Raw genomic sequence first — 15868 nt, 5'->3', positions numbered from 1 at the left:
CCACGGCTGGACCGGCTCCTCACCGGGCCCGGGCGAGGACCTTCTTCTGGAGGGCCTCCAACGGGCCCTGGCGAAAGTGGCGCAGCCACAGCAGAGAGGCCACCACCAGCACCAGCGACACCACGGCCCACAGGACCAGCACCCACCACCGTCCCGTGTCCGCCATGCGGTCGGCCAGGCCGAGGCCGAACCCGTAGCAGACGAACATGAGGATGACGTTCTGGGTCACGTAGCCGGTCATCGCCATCCGGCCGAGGGCGGAGACCCCCGCGACCACGGGACCGGTGCCGGTCGTGCCGTCCAGCAGGCGACCGACCAGGCCGATCAGACCCACAGCGACCAGCGGAGCCACCACGTAGCGGTCCATGAGGAGCCAGTCCGGCCCGCCGAGGGCGGTGAGGACGGTGAGCGGGACGCCCAGGCCGAGCCCCCACCCGAGCAGTCGGGCACGGGTGCCGCGCCCGACCGGGTCGTCGGCGAAGGCACCGGCGCGGAGGAGCCGCACCCCCAGGAGGAACATGAACACCATCAGGCCGAACGTGAGGACGGGTTCGAGGCGCAGCCCCAGGAAGTTGTCCAGGCGGAAGGCGACCTGCTCCGGGTAGGAGCCGTGCGCGTAGAGCTCGACCGCCTCGGGGGGCACGGATGTCGGCCGCGTGGGCCCGGCCACGAGCGCCGCCGTGACCAGGCCCATGAGGACCACGTGCAGGGAGACCGACACCCACATGACCCCGTTCCGGGCCCGTTCCGAGCGGGTGAGCAGCCAGGCGGCCAACAGGGCGACCGCCGCGTACCCCATAAGCACGTCACCGGCGAAAACAAGCGTGAAGTGCACGGTTCCTTCGACGAACAGGAACAGCGCCCGCCACCGGTAGGGCCCCGGCCAGCGTGCGCCCCGTCGCGCGGCCGACTGGAACTGGATGGCCAGGCCCGCGCCGAAGAGCAGCGTGAGCAGGGCGAGGAACTTGCCGTTGGCGACGGTCCGGAAGACGCCCTCGGCCAGGGTCGCGGCGGACGGGTCCGCGTGGAACGGCGTGAACGGGCTGAGTTCGTCGGTCCCGTAGAGGATCACGGCGTCCCCGCCGGGTCCGGCGAACAGCCACACGTTGGTGGCGAGCGTGCCGAGGATGGCCACGCCCCTGAGGACGTCCAGCAGGGGCAGTCGCCCGCTGGCCGACCGCCCGGTGGGTTCGGCCCTCTGGAGAGCGGTGTCGTCGCCGGTCATGTCAGGCGTCCTCCGTCCCCGCCGCGAAGAGGCGGGCGAAGTGCTGCCGGAGCAGGCGCTCGGCGGTGGCGTCGTCGAACAGGTCCGGGGTGGCCAACTGGTGCAGGGTGAGCCCGTCGGCGAGGGCCACCAGGGTGGCGGCCTCAGCCCTGGGGTCGAGGTCTGCGGAGAGTTCGCCCACGCGTTGCGCGGCGTCCAGCCCCTCCGCCAACCCGTCGACCAGTCGGCGGGTGGTGGTCCGGTGCAGTTCGGCCATCTCGGGGTCGCGGACGGCCGTGGGCAGGAACTCCAGCCAGACGGTGAGTTCCCTGCGCCGCTCCTCGTCCATGGGCAGGAGGGTGTGCGCGATCCGGAACATGAGGTCGCGGACGGGCGCGACCCGCTCCACCGCCTCGATCCTCTCCTCACCTCGCTGGTAGAGGTGCTCGACCCCGAAGCGCAGGAGGTCGGACTTGCTGCGGAAGTAGCGCTGGACCAGCCCCACGGAGCCGCCGAGTTCGTCGGCGACGTCCGCGAAGGTGGTCGCCGCCAGGCCCTTGCGGGCGATGGTGCGCAACAGGGCCTCGGCGACCTGGCGTCGTCTCTCGTCGTGGTCAGCGGTGCGTGGCATATAAAAATATTAGGGACATATTTTTATTCTCGCAACCGCTGGCCGTCTCCGGCCACCCCGGGTTCCGCGGGCTCACGTGACCGCCGCGTCCGGTTCCGCACCGATAATGCGGGGACGGGCGCCCCCGAGACCGGGGGCCTGGCCAACTGGAGGCGGCGTGGGAGCGGACGGGCGGGGCACTCAGGACGCCCCGCGACCAGCGGTGAGCAGGCGGTCCCTGCTGGTCGGCGGGGGCGTGCTCCTGGGCGGAGCCGCGCTGTTGGGCGCGTCGGCCCACGCCGCGCGGGAACGCTGGGACGTGGCGGTGATCGGGGCCGGGGTCACCGGGCTCTCGGCCGCGCGCAACCTCGCCGACCACGGCTTCTCCGTGATCGTCCTGGAGGCACGCGACCGGATCGGCGGCCAGCTGTACACCGACCACGGCTTCAGCTCGGTCCCCGTCGAACTCGGTGCCGGGCTGATCCACGGCCGGGAGGCCTACACGTGGGAACTGGTGGCGGAGGCCGGGGTGGAGACCGTCCAGGTGCGCGCCGGGAAGGGGGTCTCCGCGCCCGTTCCGACCCCCGAGGCACCCCACGAGAACGAGGACGCCGCCGCGTACCTGCGCCGTATGGGCGTACCCGAGGACCAGTGGCCACCGGTCTCCATCGACAACGAGTCCCTGGAGCGGTGGAGCGCCGTGTGGATGCGCGAGTACGGCCTCTTCGACTGGTGGTCCGTACCCCGGGAGAACTTCCGCGTGGTCGGCGGTTACGACGGCCTGCTGCCACCCCTCTCCCACGGCCTGGACGTGCGTCTGGAACACGCGGTCCGCCGCGTGCGCTGGTCCGGACGCGGCGTGCGACTGGACGTGGCCTCGCCCGAGGGCGGCCTGGAGGTGCGGGCCGACCGGTGCGTGGTGACGCTCCCGATCGGGGTCCTCAAGGCCGGTGACGTGGCCTTCGAACCAGCGCTGCCCTCCGGCCACTGGGACGCCGTCGACGCCCTGGACCGCACCGACGCCCTCAAACTCGTGTACGAGTTCGACCGCGCGGTCTTCCCCGCCGACGAAGACGCCCTGGGTTGGGACGAGGACACCGGTTTCGTGTTCTGGTGCCTGTCGCGCGCGACACCGGAGGTGGTGGTGGCCTGGGCCGCGGGCGACCCGGCCCGGGAGCTCCTGGACCTGCCACCGGACCAGCGGTTCGCCGCCGGGCTGGCCGCGCTCGCCGAGGCGCTCGGTGAGGAGCCGCCCGCGCCGGTGGCCCGCACCACGCACGACTGGGCGGCCGACGAGTTCAGCCGGGGCGCCTACCTCTTCGTCCCTCCGGGCGCGCACGATGCTCCGGACACGCTCGCGCGGCCGCTGGAGGGGGTGCTGTACTTCGCGGGCGAGCCGACGACCGGGGAGAACACGGTGGAGGGCGCCTACGTCAGCGGCTACGACACCACGGACGCCCTGCTCGCCGACTGGTGAGGGCGGGCCGAACCGGGTGTCCCGAGAACCACACTCTGAACGTTATGCCGGAAATGAACAGTTGTGATGCAATAACCAGTGGGTTCGTGTCCCGCGAGGGCCCCGACACCGCGCATCTGCACAGCAAGTTAGAGGGAGGTTGGCGATGACCAACCGCGCGTACGTGATCGCAGGGTCGGAGGCCACCGGCGGCGCCGGCATCCAGGCTGACCTGAAGGCCTTCCAGGAACTGGGCGTCTACGGCATGGGGACGATCACCTGCATCGTCTCCTTCGACCCGAAGGAGAACTGGGGCCACCGGTTCGTCCCCGTCGACCCGGGCGTCATCGCGGACCAGATCGAGGCGGCCACCACCTGCCACGACCTCGACGTCGTCAAGATCGGCATGCTCGGCACCCCGGACACCATCGACGTGGTCTCCGAGGCCCTCCAGCGCCAGCCGTGGCGCCACGTGGTCCTCGACCCGGTCCTGATCTGCAAGGGCCAGGAGCCCGGCGCCGCCCTGGACACGGACAAGGCCCTGACCGCGCAGATCCTGCCGCTGGCCACCGTCATCACCCCGAACCACTTCGAGGCCCGCACCCTCGCCGGGATGGAGTCGATCGAGACCGTCGAGGACCTCGTGGAGGCGGCCCGCCGCATCCGCGAACTCGGCCCCCGGCACGTGGTCGTCAAGGGCGGCACCGAGCTGCCCGGCCCCGACGCCGTCGACGTCTACTTCGACGGCGAAGAGGTCACCGTCCTGAGCGCGCCGAAGATCGGCGAGGAGCGCGTGAGCGGGGCGGGCTGCACCTTCGCCGCCGCGATCACCGCCGAACTGGCCAAGGGAGCCGAGGTCGGCGACGCCGTGCGCACCGCGAAGGCCATGGTCCGCGAGGGTATCGCCGAGCGCCTGGCCACCCACGCCCCCTTCGCCTCCGTCGTGCCGATCGCGCCCGCCCAGGCCTGAGATCACGGGTGTCCTCGGTCACTCCAGGCACATCCGTCCCCCCGATCATGAATGTTTTCCCGTGAATCGGACAGGGCTGTGGGTGAATCCGATCGAAGGAGGCTCCCATGTCCGAGAGCGACAAGGCTGAGAACAAGTTCGACGAGTTCAAGGGCAAGGCCAAGGAGGGCCTCGGCAAGGCCACCGGCAACGAGCAGTGGCAGGCCGAGGGCAAGGCCGAGCAGACCAAGTCCAAGCTCAAGCAGGCTGGCGAGAAGGTCAAGGACGCCCTGACCCCGGACGACAAGCCCGGCCGCGAGTAGTTCGTTCTCCGAACACCAGGCTTCAGGGGGAGGTTCCCACACGGGACCTCCCCCTCGTCGTGCGGCGGGGTCAGGGCACCTCGGGCGCGGTGTCGCCCAGGGAGAGCAGCAGGGCGCGCATCAGGTCGGCGAGCTGGTCCTGCTCCTCCTTGCTCAGACCGTCGAGCAGACGGGCCTCGTTGTCCACGTGCCCCGCGACCGCGCCGTCCACCAGAGCCAGACCCTTGTCGGTGAGGGTGACCAGGACACGGCGTCTGCTCGCCGGGTCGACCTGACGGTGGACCAGTTCCTTGCGCACGAGGCGGTCGACCCGGTGCGTCATGGCCGCCGAACCCACCATCATCATCCGGACCAGGTCCCTGGCGGTCAGCTGGTAGGGCTCCCCGGACCGCCGCAGAGTGGCCAGCACGTCGAACTCCCAGCGCTCCAGGTCGTACTCGGCCAGGAGGTCGGCGACCCTGCGCCCCAGCAGCTGCTGCAAGCGGTTCATCCGACCGATCACCCCCATCGGGGAGGCGTCGAGGTCGGGCCGTTCGCGGGCCCACTGGGCGAGGAAGAGGTCGACGGCGTCGTTCATCCGGCGATCATAGCGCCGCGTCCTTGACCTACCCCGAACCCTTCGCGTAATCTTTCGGCATCGAACAGTTCGACATCGAAGGGTTGGCAGATGACACCCCCCGTCACTAAGACCGTCCGCTCCCTCGGCCTCGCCCTGGTCCCACCCCTCGGATCCACCACGCGGGCGACGTGAGCGGGCGCGGACGGATCCTCGGCGACTCGCTGGTCACCGCCCTGGCACCCGTGGTCTGGGGCAGCACCTACCTGGTCACCACCGAGCTCCTCCCACCGGACCGCCCCCTGCTGGCCGCGCTCCTGCGCGCTCTGCCAGCGGGACTCCTGCTGGTGCTGTTCGCCCGGACGCTGCCCTCGGGGGTGTGGTGGTGGCGTTCGCTGATCCTGGGCACCCTCAACATCGGCGCCTTCCTCTACCTGCTGTACGTGGCCGCCTACCTGCTCCCCGGAGGGGTCGCCGCCCTGGTGATGGCGGTCCAGCCGGTGATCGTCATGCTCCTGGCGGCCCTGCTGCTGGGTGACCGGCTCAGGCTGACGCACCTGCTCGCCTGCCTGCTCGGGGCCTCCGGCGTGGGGCTGCTCGTGGCGGGCCCGGAGACCGCCCTGAACCCCGTGGGGATCCTGGCCGGTCTGTGCGCCGCGGTGTCCATGGGCACCGGCCTCGTGCTCACCAAGCACTGGGGGCGCCCTGCGGGGGTGAGCCTGCTGGGAGCCACCGGCTGGCAGCTCACCGCGGGCGGGCTGGTCCTGCTTCCCCCCACCCTGCTCCTGGAGGGGCTGCCCGCGAGCCTCAGCGCCGCCAACCTGGCGGGCTACACGTATCTGGGCCTGGTCGGGGCTCTGCTCTCCTACCTGGTCTGGTTCCGGGGTCTGGAGCGGCTGCCCGCGCTGGCGGTGTCCTTCCTGTCCTTCGCCAGTCCGCTCACCGCCACCCTCCTGGGGTTCCTCGTGCTCGACGAGACCCTCACCCCCGCACAGGGGGCGGGTGCCCTCGCCGCGATCGGTGCTGTGCTGCTGGTCCAGCTCACCTCACACCGGCCCGCCCGGAAGGGGAACGAGGACCGACCCCGATTGGCCAGGACCGGCGAGACCAACGGATCCATGACGGAAACCAACAGATTCCGTCAGACAGATCGCACCATTGACAACAGACACAGCAACAAGGCACCGTAAATAAACAAGATCACACATTTCCGATCATGGGAGCCGGATGCTGGCCGCACAACGGCGAGAGCTGATCCTCGAACAGGTCCGACGGGACGGCGGCGTCCGTGTCACCGACCTGGTCGACTCCCTCGCCGTGTCCGACATGACCATCCGGCGCGACCTCGACGCGCTGGAGCACCGGGGGTCACTGGTCAAGGTCCACGGCGGCGCCGTCGCCCCCGAGGGCGCCCGCACCACGGAACCCGGGTTCGAGGCGAAGTCCACGCTCCAGTCCGAGGAGAAGCACACGATCGCCAGGGCCGTCGCCGGTCTGGTCGAACCACACAGCGCCGTGGGGCTGTCCGCCGGGACCACCACCGCCCTGGTCGCCGAGTACCTGCGGGAGACCCCCGGGCTGACCGTCATCACCAACTCGATCCACGTGGCCGAGGTCCTGTACCGCTCCGAGCGCACCGACCAGACCGTGGCGCTCACCGGCGGATTCCGTACCCCCTCCGACGCCCTCGTGGGCCCGATGGCCCTGGCCTCCGTGCGCGGGATCAACCTGGACACCCTGGTCCTGGGCGTGCACGGCATCCATGATCGAGCCGGGTTCACCACACCCAACCTGATGGAGTCCGAGACCAACCGGGCCCTGGTGGAGGCGGCCGCGACCCTGGTGGTCGCCGCCGACCACACCAAGTGGGGCACCGTGGGGATCAGCACCATCGCCCCGCTGGACCGCTGCGACGTGCTCGTCACCGACGACCGGATCACCCCCTCCGCACGTGAGACCCTCCAGGACCGCGTGGGCCGCCTCGTGGTCACCGACGTCCCCCGGGAGCACGGATGAGGAAGACCGCCACACGGCTGGCCGACGGCCGCGAGATCATCTACTACGACGAGGAGGGCGGTGCCCGCGAGGAGGTCCCGGACCGGCGCGACCTGCCGCCCGCCGCCTCCGGCTCGGAGCTGCGCTGGGACCCGCTCCGGCGCGAGTGGGTGGTCATCGCCGCACACCGCCAGGACCGCACCCACCTGCCGCCCAGCGACGAGTGCCCGCTGTGCCCCTCCCATGGCGACCGCCTCACCGAGGTGCCCTCCTCGTCCTACGACGTCGCGGTCTTCGAGAACCGCTTCCCCGCCCTCAGCGGCTCCGAGGGCCGTTGTGAGGTGGTCTGCTTCTCCTCCGACCACGACACCTCGCTCGCCGCTCTCGGTCCCCGTCGCGTTCGCACGATCATCGACGCCTGGGCGGACCGGACCGAGGAGCTGTCCGCCCGGCCCGAGGTCGCGCACGTGTACGTCTTCGAGAACCGGGGACCGGAGATCGGCGTGACCCTGCACCATCCGCACGGGCAGATCTACGCGCTCCCCTTCGTCACCCCCCGGGCCGAACGCGACCTCGACTCCGCTCGGCGGCACCGCGCCGCGACCGGGGGCGACCTGTTCGCCGACATCCTGGCAGCCGAGAGCGCCGGACCCCGTGTGGTGCTGCGCAACGAGCACTGGACGGCCTTCGTCCCCGAGGCCGCGCGCTGGCCCGTGGAGGTCCACGTCTACCCCCACCGCGCCGTGCCCGACCTGCCCGCCCTGGACTCCGGCGAGCGCTCCGCCCTCGCCGATCTCTACTCCGACCTCCTCGCCCGGGCGGACCGGCTCTACGACACCCCGCTGCCCTACATCTCGGCCTGGCACCAGGCCCCCGCCCACGACGCCGAGGCGCGCGGGCTGGCCCGTCTGCGCCTCGAACTGTTCTCCGTGCGCCGCGCCCCGGGCAGACTCAAGTACCTGGCCGGGACCGAGTCCGGCGCGGGCGTGTTCAGCAACGACGTGGCCCCCGAGACCACGGCCCGACGACTCCGAGAGGCCTGATCCGTGAAACTCCTCGTCACCGGCGGTGCCGGTTACGTCGGCAGCGTCGTCACGGCGCTCCTGACCGAGGCCGGGCACGAGGTCACCGTGCTCGACGCGCTGCACGCCGGGCACCGGGACGCGGTCCACCCGGGCGCGACCCTGGTCGAGGGGGACCTGCGCGCCGCCGCGGACGTTCTCGACCCGTCGTTCGACGGCGTGGTGCACCTGGCCGCGAGGTCCCTGGTCGGCGAGTCCGTCGAGGACCCGGGGCCGTACTGGGACACCAACGTGGGCGGCACCCTGGCTTTGCTGGAGGCCGCACGGACCCACGGCGTGCGCCGTCTGGTGTTCTCCTCCACCGCCGCCACCTACGGCGACCCGCCCTCGGACGCGCCGCTGCGGGAGTCCGACCCGGCGATGCCCACCAACCCCTACGGGGCGAGCAAGCTCGCCGTCGACCACATGCTGGCCGGGTGGGCGCGGGCACACGGGTTGGGCGCGGTGAGCCTGCGCTACTTCAACGTGGCCGGGGCCCACCTGGGCTTCGGCGAACGGCACGATCCCGAGACCCACCTCATCCCGAACCTGCTCCGGGTGGCCTCCGGGGAGGTCCCGCACGCCACGGTGTTCGGCACCGACTACCCGACCTCGGACGGCACCGCCGTCCGCGACTACCTGCACGTGGCCGACCTCGCCGACGCCCACCTGAGAGCGCTGGAGCACGTGGCGCCGGGAACCCACCGGGTGTTCAACCTGGGTGGAGGCGGCGGCTCCACTGTGCGCGAGGTCCTGGCCGCCGTGCGCCGGGTCACCGGGCACCCCGTTCCGGTGGTGGAGGGGCCCAGGAGGGCCGGTGACCCGGCGGTGCTGGTCGCCGGTGTCGAACGGGCCCGCCAGGAGCTGGGCTGGGAACCCTCCCGTGGCCTGGACGAGATCGTGGCGGACGCCTGGGCGTTCGCCCGCGCCGGGGAGGTCTCCCGGTGAACGGTGTCGCGACGGAGTTCCGAGAGGCCTTCGGTGCGGAGCCGGAGGGGGTGTGGACCGCTCCGGGGCGGATCAACCTCATCGGCGAGCACACCGACTACAACGACGGTTTCGCCCTCCCCATCGCCCTGCCCCACTCGCTGACCGTGGCCGCCGCGCGCCGCCCGGACGACCGGGTGCGGCTGCGGTCGCGGGAGTTCCCCGACACCTTCGAGGCGCGGCTGGCCGACCTGTCCCCCGGCACGGTGCCCGGCTGGGCCGCCTACCAGGCAGGCGCGCTGTGGGCCCTGGCCGACGAGGGGTACGGCATCGGCGGCCTGGACCTGTGGGTGGAGAGCCGCATCCCCACCGGCACCGGGCTGTCCACGTCCGCGGCGGTGTGCTGCGCGACGATCCTGGCCGCCACCGGCCTGCACGGGTCGGGCCCGGCCCCGGCCGAGGTGGCACGGCTGGCCCAGCGGTCGGAGAACGACTTCGTGGGGATGCCCTGCGGGATCATGGACCAGTCCGCGGTGATGCTGGCCGACGAGGGACGGGCGCTGTTCCTGGACTGCCGTTCGCTGGAGACCGAGCAGGTTCCGTTCGACCCGGCCGCGCACGGGATCTCGCTGCTGGTGGTGGACACCCGGGCCCCGCGTCGGCTGGTCGAGGGCGCCTACGCCGAGCGGCGCCGCTCCTGTGAGGAGGCCGCCCGCGCCCTGGGCGTCAGGGCGCTGCGGGACGTCTCCGTCGAGGACCTCCCAGGAGCGCTGGCCGCGCTCCCTGATCCGGTGGTCCGCCGCAGGGTGCGGCACGTGGTCACCGAGAACGCCCGGGTGCTGGAGACGGTGGCCCTCTTCAGAGCCGGTCGTCCCCGCGAGGCGGGTCCGCTGTTCACCGCCTCGCACGCCTCCCTGCGGGACGACTTCGAGGTGAGCGTTCCCGAGGTGGACACGGCGGTGGCGGCCGCCCTGTCCTCGGGGGCACTGGGGGCGCGGATCACCGGCGGCGGCTTCGGCGGCTGCGTCATCGCCCTGGTGGAGGCCGAGGGCGCGCAGGACTGCGACAAGGCGGTCCGCGCCGCCTTCGCGGAACACGGATTCGCCGAACCGGTGGTGTTCACCGCCCTGCCCTCGCCGGGAGCCCGCCGCCTGAGCTGAACGGCGCCCGGGAACCGGGCCGTCACCACCGGGCCGTGGCGGGGACACCCTCGGCCCGCCGCAGACCGCCAGCTGCTCTACGCGTCATCCCCGGAAGATCCGCTTCACCCTCCGGAACGGCCCCGGGGCAGGAACGAGCGGATGCGCTCCGCCTCGGCCTCGCTGCCGACCTCGCGGTAGAGCCGTTCGGCCTCCAGCAGGTGGTCCATCCAGTTCTTCTCTCCGGCCAGCTGCGTCACCCCGGCGAGCGCCTCACGGACCCGGGCCATCTGCACGGTGTGGCCCCGGGCCTCGAAGCCGGCCAGGGAGAGTTCCAGTTCGTCCCGGGCCTCCTCTCCACGGCGCTTGCCGTTGAGCGCACGGCCCCGCTCCAGCCGGACCCTGGCGAGGTTGACCTCGTCCACCGCCCCTCCGCCGGACGGGGCGAACACCTCCCGGGCCGCGTCCAGCCGTTCCAAAGCGTGGTCGAAACGGCCCAGGGTCACCAGGGACCGTCCGCGCAGGAGGTCCAACACGGCCGTCCCCCGGGGGCGGCCCTTCGGGTCCCGGAGCGGTTCGACCAGGTCGAACAGGTCCAGCGCCTCCTGGTCGCGCCGGTCCCGCTGGGCGACGACGCCCCGGGCCTCCAGGGACGCGGCGCGGGCCCGGTCGTCGCCGTGGGTCTCGGCCAGCATGAGGGAGGCGACGAACTCCTGGTCGGCGCCCTCCAGGTCCCCGGAGTCCAGCAGGGCCAGGCCCCGGAGGTGGCGGACCCATGACTCCAACCCCTTGTCCCCGAGCGCGCGTGCCGCGCGCAGCCCCGCTTCGAGGAGTGCGTGGGACCGGTCCTCGACCGTCCCGGACTCGTGCTCGGCCCAGTGCGCGCAGGCCCGCAGAGATTCCATGTGGACGCGCATCCAGTCGTTGGCCTCTTCCGGCCCCTCGAAGTCGAACCGAACGGTGTCCTGAGGAGCGTCCTTCATCTGGTCGGTGTCCACGGGCTGGCCCCCTTCGTGGCGAACACGCGCACCGGCCGGTCTCCAGGCCGCCGACGTTCCCGCTGGCCGGACCAGTCCCGGTACTCACAAGTGCCCATGATGGTCGAGACCGGAGGATTCCACCAGGAGTTTCACGGGCCGCCCCGGGCTCCGCGAGGAGGACCGTTTTGGGATAAAGCCCCCTTCACCAGCGCGGACACCGGAAGCGCTCCCGGACCGCGCGTCCGGACCTGGCCACTCCGGAGGGTCCCCGAACGCCCGGGCGGCCCCCTTCCCGATGGTCGGGCGACCAATCCGGGCCTGGGCCTTGCTGGGAGCGTTCCCGTGGGCCAGGGTTGCGTTGGCAGGGGCAAGACCACAGACACCGGGAGGGTCCTATGGGAGTGCGGTTCGGACTGTTGGGCACGGGCTTCTGGGCGACCGGGACCCATGGCGCGGCGTTGGCCGCGCATCCGGAGACCACCCTGGTCGGGGTGTGGGGGCGCGACCCCGCGAAGGCGGCGGAGCTGGCCGAGGGGCTCGGCACGCGGCCCTACGAGGACGTGGACGCGCTCCTCGCCGACGTCGACGCCGTCGCGATCGCCCTCCCCCCGGACGTCCAGGGTGACCTGGCGCTGCGCGCGGCCCGGGCCGGGAAGCACCTGCTGTTGGACAAACCGCTGGCCCTGTCCGTCGAGGCCGCCGACGCGGTCGTCGCCGAGACCGAGGCGCGTGGTCTGGCCTCCGTGGTCTTCTTCACCAGCCGTTTCTCCGAGTCGGTGAACGACTTCCTGCGTCAGGCCGCCGACGACGGCGGCTGGGACGGTGTGCGGGCGACCCTGTTCGCGTCGATCTTCCAGCCGGGCAACCCCTACGGGGCCTCACCCTGGCGCCGGGAGAAGGGCGGACTGTGGGACGTGGGCCCGCACGTGCTCTCGGTGGTGCTGCCCGTCCTCGGGACGGTCGAGGAGGTCACCGCGGTCCCGGGCCCCCGGGACAGCGTTCACGTGCTCACCCGGCACACGAGCGGGGCGGTGGGTTCGCTGTCGGTGACGCTGGACGCCGCACCGGAGGCGGGGGCCTTCTCCGTGGACCTCTACGGCGAACACGGGTGGCGCTCGGTTCCGGGTGGTGACCGGAGCGCCGTCGAGGCCTTCGGGTCGGCCGTCGACCGTCTGCTGGCGCAGCTCCGGGAGGGCGCCGGGGACCCCTGTGACGTGCGGTTCGGCCGGGAGGTCGTGGCCGTGCTCGCGGCGGCGGAGGCCTCCGCTGGCTCGGGCCGGACCGTGCGCGTGGCCGAGGCCACCGGATCGCGTCCGGTGGCCTCGGGCTGAGGTGGCGGCCTCGGGTCGAGTCGTTTGGCGGCGGATCAGGCCGTTCTGGTGTTCTTGGAGTACATGCCGTCCGCGAGGTACACGATCGCCGCGGCGACCAGGACCTGGACGATCAGCACGAACAGCCAGAACCCCGTGAAGAGGCTCGCGATCCAGCCACCGATGAAGGCGGCGACGATGCCCAGGAGCAGGGTCAGCCAGATGGGCAGGTGCTGCTTGCCGGGAACGATGAGACGTCCGAGCGCACCGATGATCAGACCAACAATGATCGCGGTGATGATTCCTGTGATCTCCACGAGCCCTCCCCAAGTAGACGCGTCCTCCCCGTTCCCGCTCCGAAGGCCGTGGACACCGGACAAAACAAAGGTTTTGCCCCGCTTTGTGCACTTCAAGACGTAGTGCCGCAAGACGCACGATCGCCGGGAACGACCAGGTGCCGGGTCGAGTCCCGCTCGGCACGGCGCCCGGGGCGAGGGCCGGTGGACCGACCCGGCTGTGGCCGCCCACAGCCGGGCGAGGGGGTACGGGCCGCGGACGGGCTGTCTGTGGGAGTCCACGGTCACCGGGTCGCCGTGTGCACCGGGTCTCCGTGCACCGGGTCTCCGTGCGCACCGGGTCCGTGTTCCCCCACGGGGGCGCACCGCTCCGCCCGCTCCGTAGGACTTCGTCCGGCTTCTGCCGTCCGCATAAGGCCACCGGAACCCCTCCCGCTACCGCACTCCGGCGGCGTAGGCTCGAAGGGTCGGGACACGGCAACACGGGAGGCACCGATGTCCGAAGGCGTCCTGCGCACGATGGACGAGGCCCGCGAGGGGAATCGCTCCCGAGCACGCCCCGCCGAACCCCTGATGCGCGACCTCATCGGTGACCTGCTCCGCCGCACCCGCGTGGAACAGGGCCGCACCCTGCGTGAGGTGGCCGAGGACGCCCAGGTCTCGCTCCCCTACCTGTCGGAGGTCGAACGCGGCCGCAAGGAGGCCTCCTCGGAGGTCCTCGCCGCGATCTACCGTTCCCTGGGCCTGAGCATCATCGACGTGCTCGGCGAACTCCACCGGCGCACCCTCGTCGCCCAGTACGGTGCGGCCACCCGGCGTCCGGCCCCCGTGCCCAACCAGGTCGTCAACCGCGTGTCCGTCACGGACGTCTCCGGCAGACTCGTCCGCAGCGGTCTCGGTGGCGTGTTCACGTCACCGGTCGCGCAGGGCCGCCGCGACGGCGTGGTATCCCTGGCAGCCTGACCCCCGCATCCCCCGCTCATGGACGGCATCGCGTCCGGCCCATCCCAAGCCGCGCGCTGCCCGCGGCCCCGGGCTCTCAAGCCCGGGGCCGCACCTCTCACCTCAGGCGGCGGCCGGGGCCGTCAGCTCCCGGGTGGTGATGACCCCGTCCACCAGCCCGTACTCCCGGGCCTGGTGAGCCGTGAAGATCTTGTCCCGGTCGGTGTCGGCCCGCAGCCGCTCCTGGGTCTGACCGGTGTGCCGCGACAGGATCTCCTCCACCTGGGACCGGACCCGCAGGATCTCGGCGGCCTGGATCTCCAGGTCCGCGGCCTCGCCCCGCCCCTCCGTGGACGGTTGGTGCAGCAGCACCCGGGAGTGCTCCAGCGCCGCCCGTTTGCCGGGGGCGCCGGCGGCGAGCAGTACCGCTGCGGCGGAGGCGGCCTGCCCCATGCACACCGTGGCCACGTCCGCGCGGACGAAGCTCATCGTGTCGTAGATGGCCGTCAGCGCGGTGTTCGAGCCGCCCGGCGAATTGATGTACAGCTGGATGTCCAGGTCCGGGCTCTCGTAGTCCAGGTGGAGCATCTGCGCCATGACCACGTTGGCCACGTCGTCGTCGATCGGCGTGCCCAGGAAGATGATGCGTTCGGACAGCAGCCTGCTGAACACGTCGAACGAACGCTCTCCGCTCGGGGTCCGCTCGACGACCATCGGCACCGTGTAGCGCCCGCTCATCTGGTGCCCCCCGTCCGCGCACCGAAGCCGGTCGATCCCCGACCCAGGCGCATCGCGCCCTCCATCTGGTCGACCGACGCCACCACGTGGTCGACGAACCCGTAGGCGCGGGCCTCCTCCGCGGTGAACCAGGCGTCCCGGTGCTGGTCCTCGGCGATGGTCTCCTCGCTCTGGCCACTGTGCCGGGCGATCAGCTCGATCATGGTGCGCTTGGTGTGCGCGAGGTTCTCGGCCTGGATGGCGATGTCGGCCGCCGTACCGCCCAGCCCCCCGGACGGCTGGTGCATCATGATCCGGGCGTGCGGCAGGCTGTACCGCTTGCCGGGCGCACCGGTGCAGGCCAGGAACTGCCCCATGCTCGCGGCGAACCCCATGACGAGGGTGGACACGTCGTTGGGGACGAAGTTCATCGTGTCGTAGATGGCGAGCCCGGCGGAGACCACTCCCCCGGGGCTGTTGATCGCCAGGGTGATGTCCCGGTGCGGGTCCTCGTCGGCGAGCAGGAGAAGCTGGGCGCAGACTCGGTTGGCGCTCTCCTCGTCGACCTGGGTTCCCAGGAGCACGACGCGGCTCCGCAGCAGCCGGGCGGCCAGTTGGTCGTCGAAGGTCCCGCTCGGCGGGTGCTCCGCGACGAGCTGTTGGTGGATCGGCATGAGCTCTCCTCGGTCCGGCGTCTGCGGAACGGACCGCGTGTCCGTTCCGGCCGGTACTCTCAGCCTGGGCTGGGGAGAGCTCTGACCTCCACTTTTTCGGCCTGGGGCAGATCTGCCACGGGCAGACTGGGCGGGCGAGGGGCGGCGGCGGTCAGGTGTCGTCTATGGCTTCGCGCAGGTCCCGCAGGACGTCGAGGACCACCGGCCGCAGGGACGGCCTTATCGCGTCGAAGACCTGGCGCTGTTTGCGCTCCATGTACTTGCGCCGCTCGGCCAGGACCCGCTCGCCCTCGTCCGTGATGGCGACCACGGTGCTGCGTTCGTCACGTTCGGAGCGGCGCCGGGCCATCATCCCCTTGCGCTCCAGCTGTTGGATCATCCGGGTGGCCGAAGGGGACGACACGCCGACGATGTGAGCAACCGCACCGACACTGGGTTGGTCCATGCCGCGTACCGCTTCCATCAGCAACGACTGTGTCAGGGTGAGTTCTTCGGCACCGCGATGCCCGTGCCCGCCCCGCGATCGGGCATGGAGCGCGGCGTTGATCAGTTCGGTCCACACACGCTGGAACTCCTCGAGTTCGGCAGCGTTGGGCTCGGGTGATTCCTGCTGATCAGAACAGGGCTCGGGGGTCTCGTCGGGCACGAAACGGTCCTCGCAGGCTGGGCAGTGACGCGGGTCCTCGACCCGCGCGGAGGTTTGACGTTTGTGTAGTCTAGCTATTAAAT

18 protein-coding genes are annotated in these 15868 nt (G+C 71.6%); 10 read left to right on the top strand and 8 right to left on the bottom strand.

Annotated features, from left to right (window positions below):
• Window positions 1-19: 19 nt before the first annotated feature.
• Both BDW27_RS14120 and BDW27_RS14115 read right to left on the bottom strand, forming a co-directional pair.
• Complete coding sequence (locus BDW27_RS14120) at window positions 20-1225, bottom strand: DUF418 domain-containing protein (protein WP_110049607.1); 1206 nt, start codon at window positions 1223-1225, stop codon at window positions 20-22.
• Window position 1226: 1 nt separating this feature from the next.
• Window positions 1227-1835 carry a TetR/AcrR family transcriptional regulator gene (locus tag BDW27_RS14115; protein ID WP_110049606.1) on the bottom strand — a complete coding sequence of 203 codons (609 nt, stop codon included), beginning with the start codon at window positions 1833-1835 and terminating at the stop codon, window positions 1227-1229.
• Between the two features lie 202 nt (window positions 1836-2037).
• Between BDW27_RS14115 and BDW27_RS14110 the strand changes: the two genes are divergently transcribed.
• The 3 genes from BDW27_RS14110 to BDW27_RS14100 all read left to right on the top strand — a co-directional run bounded on the left by BDW27_RS14110 (window position 2038) and on the right by BDW27_RS14100 (window position 4542).
• Window positions 2038-3291 carry an NAD(P)/FAD-dependent oxidoreductase gene (locus BDW27_RS14110; RefSeq protein WP_233515759.1) on the top strand — a complete coding sequence of 418 codons (1254 nt, stop codon included), beginning with the start codon at window positions 2038-2040 and terminating at the stop codon, window positions 3289-3291.
• A 145-nt stretch (window positions 3292-3436) separates the two neighbouring features.
• Window positions 3437-4240, top strand: a complete 804-nt coding sequence (gene thiD / locus BDW27_RS14105; RefSeq protein ID WP_017542842.1) for a bifunctional hydroxymethylpyrimidine kinase/phosphomethylpyrimidine kinase — start codon at window positions 3437-3439, stop codon at window positions 4238-4240.
• A 107-nt stretch (window positions 4241-4347) separates the two neighbouring features.
• Window positions 4348-4542 carry a CsbD family protein gene (locus BDW27_RS14100; RefSeq protein WP_017542841.1) on the top strand — a complete coding sequence of 65 codons (195 nt, stop codon included), beginning with the start codon at window positions 4348-4350 and terminating at the stop codon, window positions 4540-4542.
• A 70-nt stretch (window positions 4543-4612) separates the two neighbouring features.
• On the opposite strand, the gene BDW27_RS14095 is transcribed toward BDW27_RS14100, so the two are convergent.
• Window positions 4613-5119, bottom strand: coding sequence for a MarR family winged helix-turn-helix transcriptional regulator (locus tag BDW27_RS14095; protein ID WP_017542840.1), 507 nt, complete (start codon window positions 5117-5119; stop codon window positions 4613-4615).
• Window positions 5120-5289: 170 nt separating this feature from the next.
• Here BDW27_RS14095 and BDW27_RS14090 point away from each other — a divergent pair, with 170 nt between their 5' ends.
• Genes BDW27_RS14090 through galK form a run of 5 tightly spaced genes read left to right on the top strand, consistent with a single transcriptional unit; the run spans window position 5290 to window position 10241 of the window.
• Entirely contained in the window at window positions 5290-6288 is a 999-nt protein-coding gene (locus BDW27_RS14090) for an EamA family transporter (protein WP_110049604.1), read from the top strand.
• A gap of 37 nt (window positions 6289-6325) precedes the next feature.
• On the top strand, window positions 6326-7114 hold the full coding sequence (locus BDW27_RS14085; protein WP_017542838.1) for a DeoR/GlpR family DNA-binding transcription regulator: 789 nt from the start codon (window positions 6326-6328) through the stop codon (window positions 7112-7114).
• Entirely contained in the window at window positions 7111-8136 is a 1026-nt protein-coding gene (gene galT / locus BDW27_RS14080; RefSeq protein WP_110049603.1) for a galactose-1-phosphate uridylyltransferase, read from the top strand. The genes BDW27_RS14085 and galT overlap by 4 nt, the downstream gene beginning before the upstream one ends.
• Window positions 8137-8139: 3 nt before the next feature.
• A complete protein-coding gene (galE, locus tag BDW27_RS14075) occupies window positions 8140-9102 on the top strand; it encodes a UDP-glucose 4-epimerase GalE (RefSeq protein ID WP_017542836.1) in 963 nt (320 codons plus the stop codon).
• The gene (gene galK / locus BDW27_RS14070; RefSeq protein ID WP_110049602.1) at window positions 9099-10241 is read left to right on the top strand and encodes a galactokinase; all 1143 of its coding nucleotides are present in this window, start codon (window positions 9099-9101) and stop codon (window positions 10239-10241) included. Before galE ends, galK begins: the two co-directional genes overlap by 4 nt.
• A gap of 104 nt (window positions 10242-10345) precedes the next feature.
• Here galK and BDW27_RS14065 read toward each other — a convergent pair whose 3' ends face one another.
• A complete protein-coding gene (locus BDW27_RS14065; protein WP_110049601.1) occupies window positions 10346-11218 on the bottom strand; it encodes a hypothetical protein in 873 nt (290 codons plus the stop codon).
• 377 nt (window positions 11219-11595) lie between these two features.
• On the opposite strand from BDW27_RS14065, the gene BDW27_RS14060 reads away from it, so the two are divergent.
• Entirely contained in the window at window positions 11596-12531 is a 936-nt protein-coding gene (locus BDW27_RS14060) for a Gfo/Idh/MocA family protein (RefSeq protein ID WP_110049600.1), read from the top strand.
• A gap of 35 nt (window positions 12532-12566) precedes the next feature.
• On the opposite strand, the gene BDW27_RS14055 is transcribed toward BDW27_RS14060, so the two are convergent.
• On the bottom strand, window positions 12567-12827 hold the full coding sequence (locus BDW27_RS14055) for a GlsB/YeaQ/YmgE family stress response membrane protein (protein WP_017542832.1): 261 nt from the start codon (window positions 12825-12827) through the stop codon (window positions 12567-12569).
• 474 nt (window positions 12828-13301) lie between these two features.
• Between BDW27_RS14055 and BDW27_RS28075 the strand changes: the two genes are divergently transcribed.
• Window positions 13302-13769 carry a helix-turn-helix domain-containing protein gene (locus BDW27_RS28075; RefSeq protein ID WP_017542831.1) on the top strand — a complete coding sequence of 156 codons (468 nt, stop codon included), beginning with the start codon at window positions 13302-13304 and terminating at the stop codon, window positions 13767-13769.
• A 102-nt stretch (window positions 13770-13871) separates the two neighbouring features.
• Here the strand turns inward: BDW27_RS28075 and BDW27_RS14045 are convergent, their stop codons facing one another.
• The 3 genes from BDW27_RS14045 to BDW27_RS14035 all read right to left on the bottom strand — a co-directional run bounded on the left by BDW27_RS14045 (window position 13872) and on the right by BDW27_RS14035 (window position 15785).
• Window positions 13872-14486, bottom strand: coding sequence for an ATP-dependent Clp protease proteolytic subunit (locus BDW27_RS14045; protein ID WP_110049599.1), 615 nt, complete (start codon window positions 14484-14486; stop codon window positions 13872-13874).
• On the bottom strand, window positions 14483-15139 hold the full coding sequence (locus BDW27_RS14040) for a ClpP family protease (protein ID WP_110049598.1): 657 nt from the start codon (window positions 15137-15139) through the stop codon (window positions 14483-14485). Before BDW27_RS14040 ends, BDW27_RS14045 begins: the two co-directional genes overlap by 4 nt.
• Window positions 15140-15290: 151 nt before the next feature.
• Window positions 15291-15785, bottom strand: a complete 495-nt coding sequence (locus tag BDW27_RS14035; protein WP_017542828.1) for a MarR family winged helix-turn-helix transcriptional regulator — start codon at window positions 15783-15785, stop codon at window positions 15291-15293.
• Window positions 15786-15868 lie beyond the last annotated feature (83 nt).

This window comes from Nocardiopsis sp. L17-MgMaSL7, assembly GCF_003182025.1.
Lineage (GTDB): Bacteria > Actinomycetota > Actinomycetes > Streptosporangiales > Streptosporangiaceae > Nocardiopsis > Nocardiopsis prasina.
The sequence above is the reverse complement of the archived record's forward strand: the minus strand, read 5'-3'. Positions and strand labels throughout refer to the sequence as shown.

Coding starts and splice junctions, on each gene's coding strand:
- BDW27_RS14115 (WP_110049606.1), bottom strand. CDS start 1,835: ATGCCACGCACCGCTGACCACGACGAGAGACGACGCCAGGTCGCCGAG.
- BDW27_RS14045 (WP_110049599.1), bottom strand. CDS start 14,486: ATGAGCGGGCGCTACACGGTGCCGATGGTCGTCGAGCGGACCCCGAGC.
- thiD (WP_017542842.1), top strand. CDS start 3,437: ATGACCAACCGCGCGTACGTGATCGCAGGGTCGGAGGCCACCGGCGGC.
- BDW27_RS14100 (WP_017542841.1), top strand. CDS start 4,348: ATGTCCGAGAGCGACAAGGCTGAGAACAAGTTCGACGAGTTCAAGGGC.
- BDW27_RS14040 (WP_110049598.1), bottom strand. CDS start 15,139: ATGCCGATCCACCAACAGCTCGTCGCGGAGCACCCGCCGAGCGGGACC.
- BDW27_RS14085 (WP_017542838.1), top strand. CDS start 6,326: ATGCTGGCCGCACAACGGCGAGAGCTGATCCTCGAACAGGTCCGACGG.
- BDW27_RS14095 (WP_017542840.1), bottom strand. CDS start 5,119: ATGAACGACGCCGTCGACCTCTTCCTCGCCCAGTGGGCCCGCGAACGG.
- BDW27_RS14060 (WP_110049600.1), top strand. CDS start 11,596: ATGGGAGTGCGGTTCGGACTGTTGGGCACGGGCTTCTGGGCGACCGGG.
- BDW27_RS28075 (WP_017542831.1), top strand. CDS start 13,302: ATGTCCGAAGGCGTCCTGCGCACGATGGACGAGGCCCGCGAGGGGAAT.
- galT (WP_110049603.1), top strand. CDS start 7,111: ATGAGGAAGACCGCCACACGGCTGGCCGACGGCCGCGAGATCATCTAC.
- BDW27_RS14120 (WP_110049607.1), bottom strand. CDS start 1,225: ATGACCGGCGACGACACCGCTCTCCAGAGGGCCGAACCCACCGGGCGG.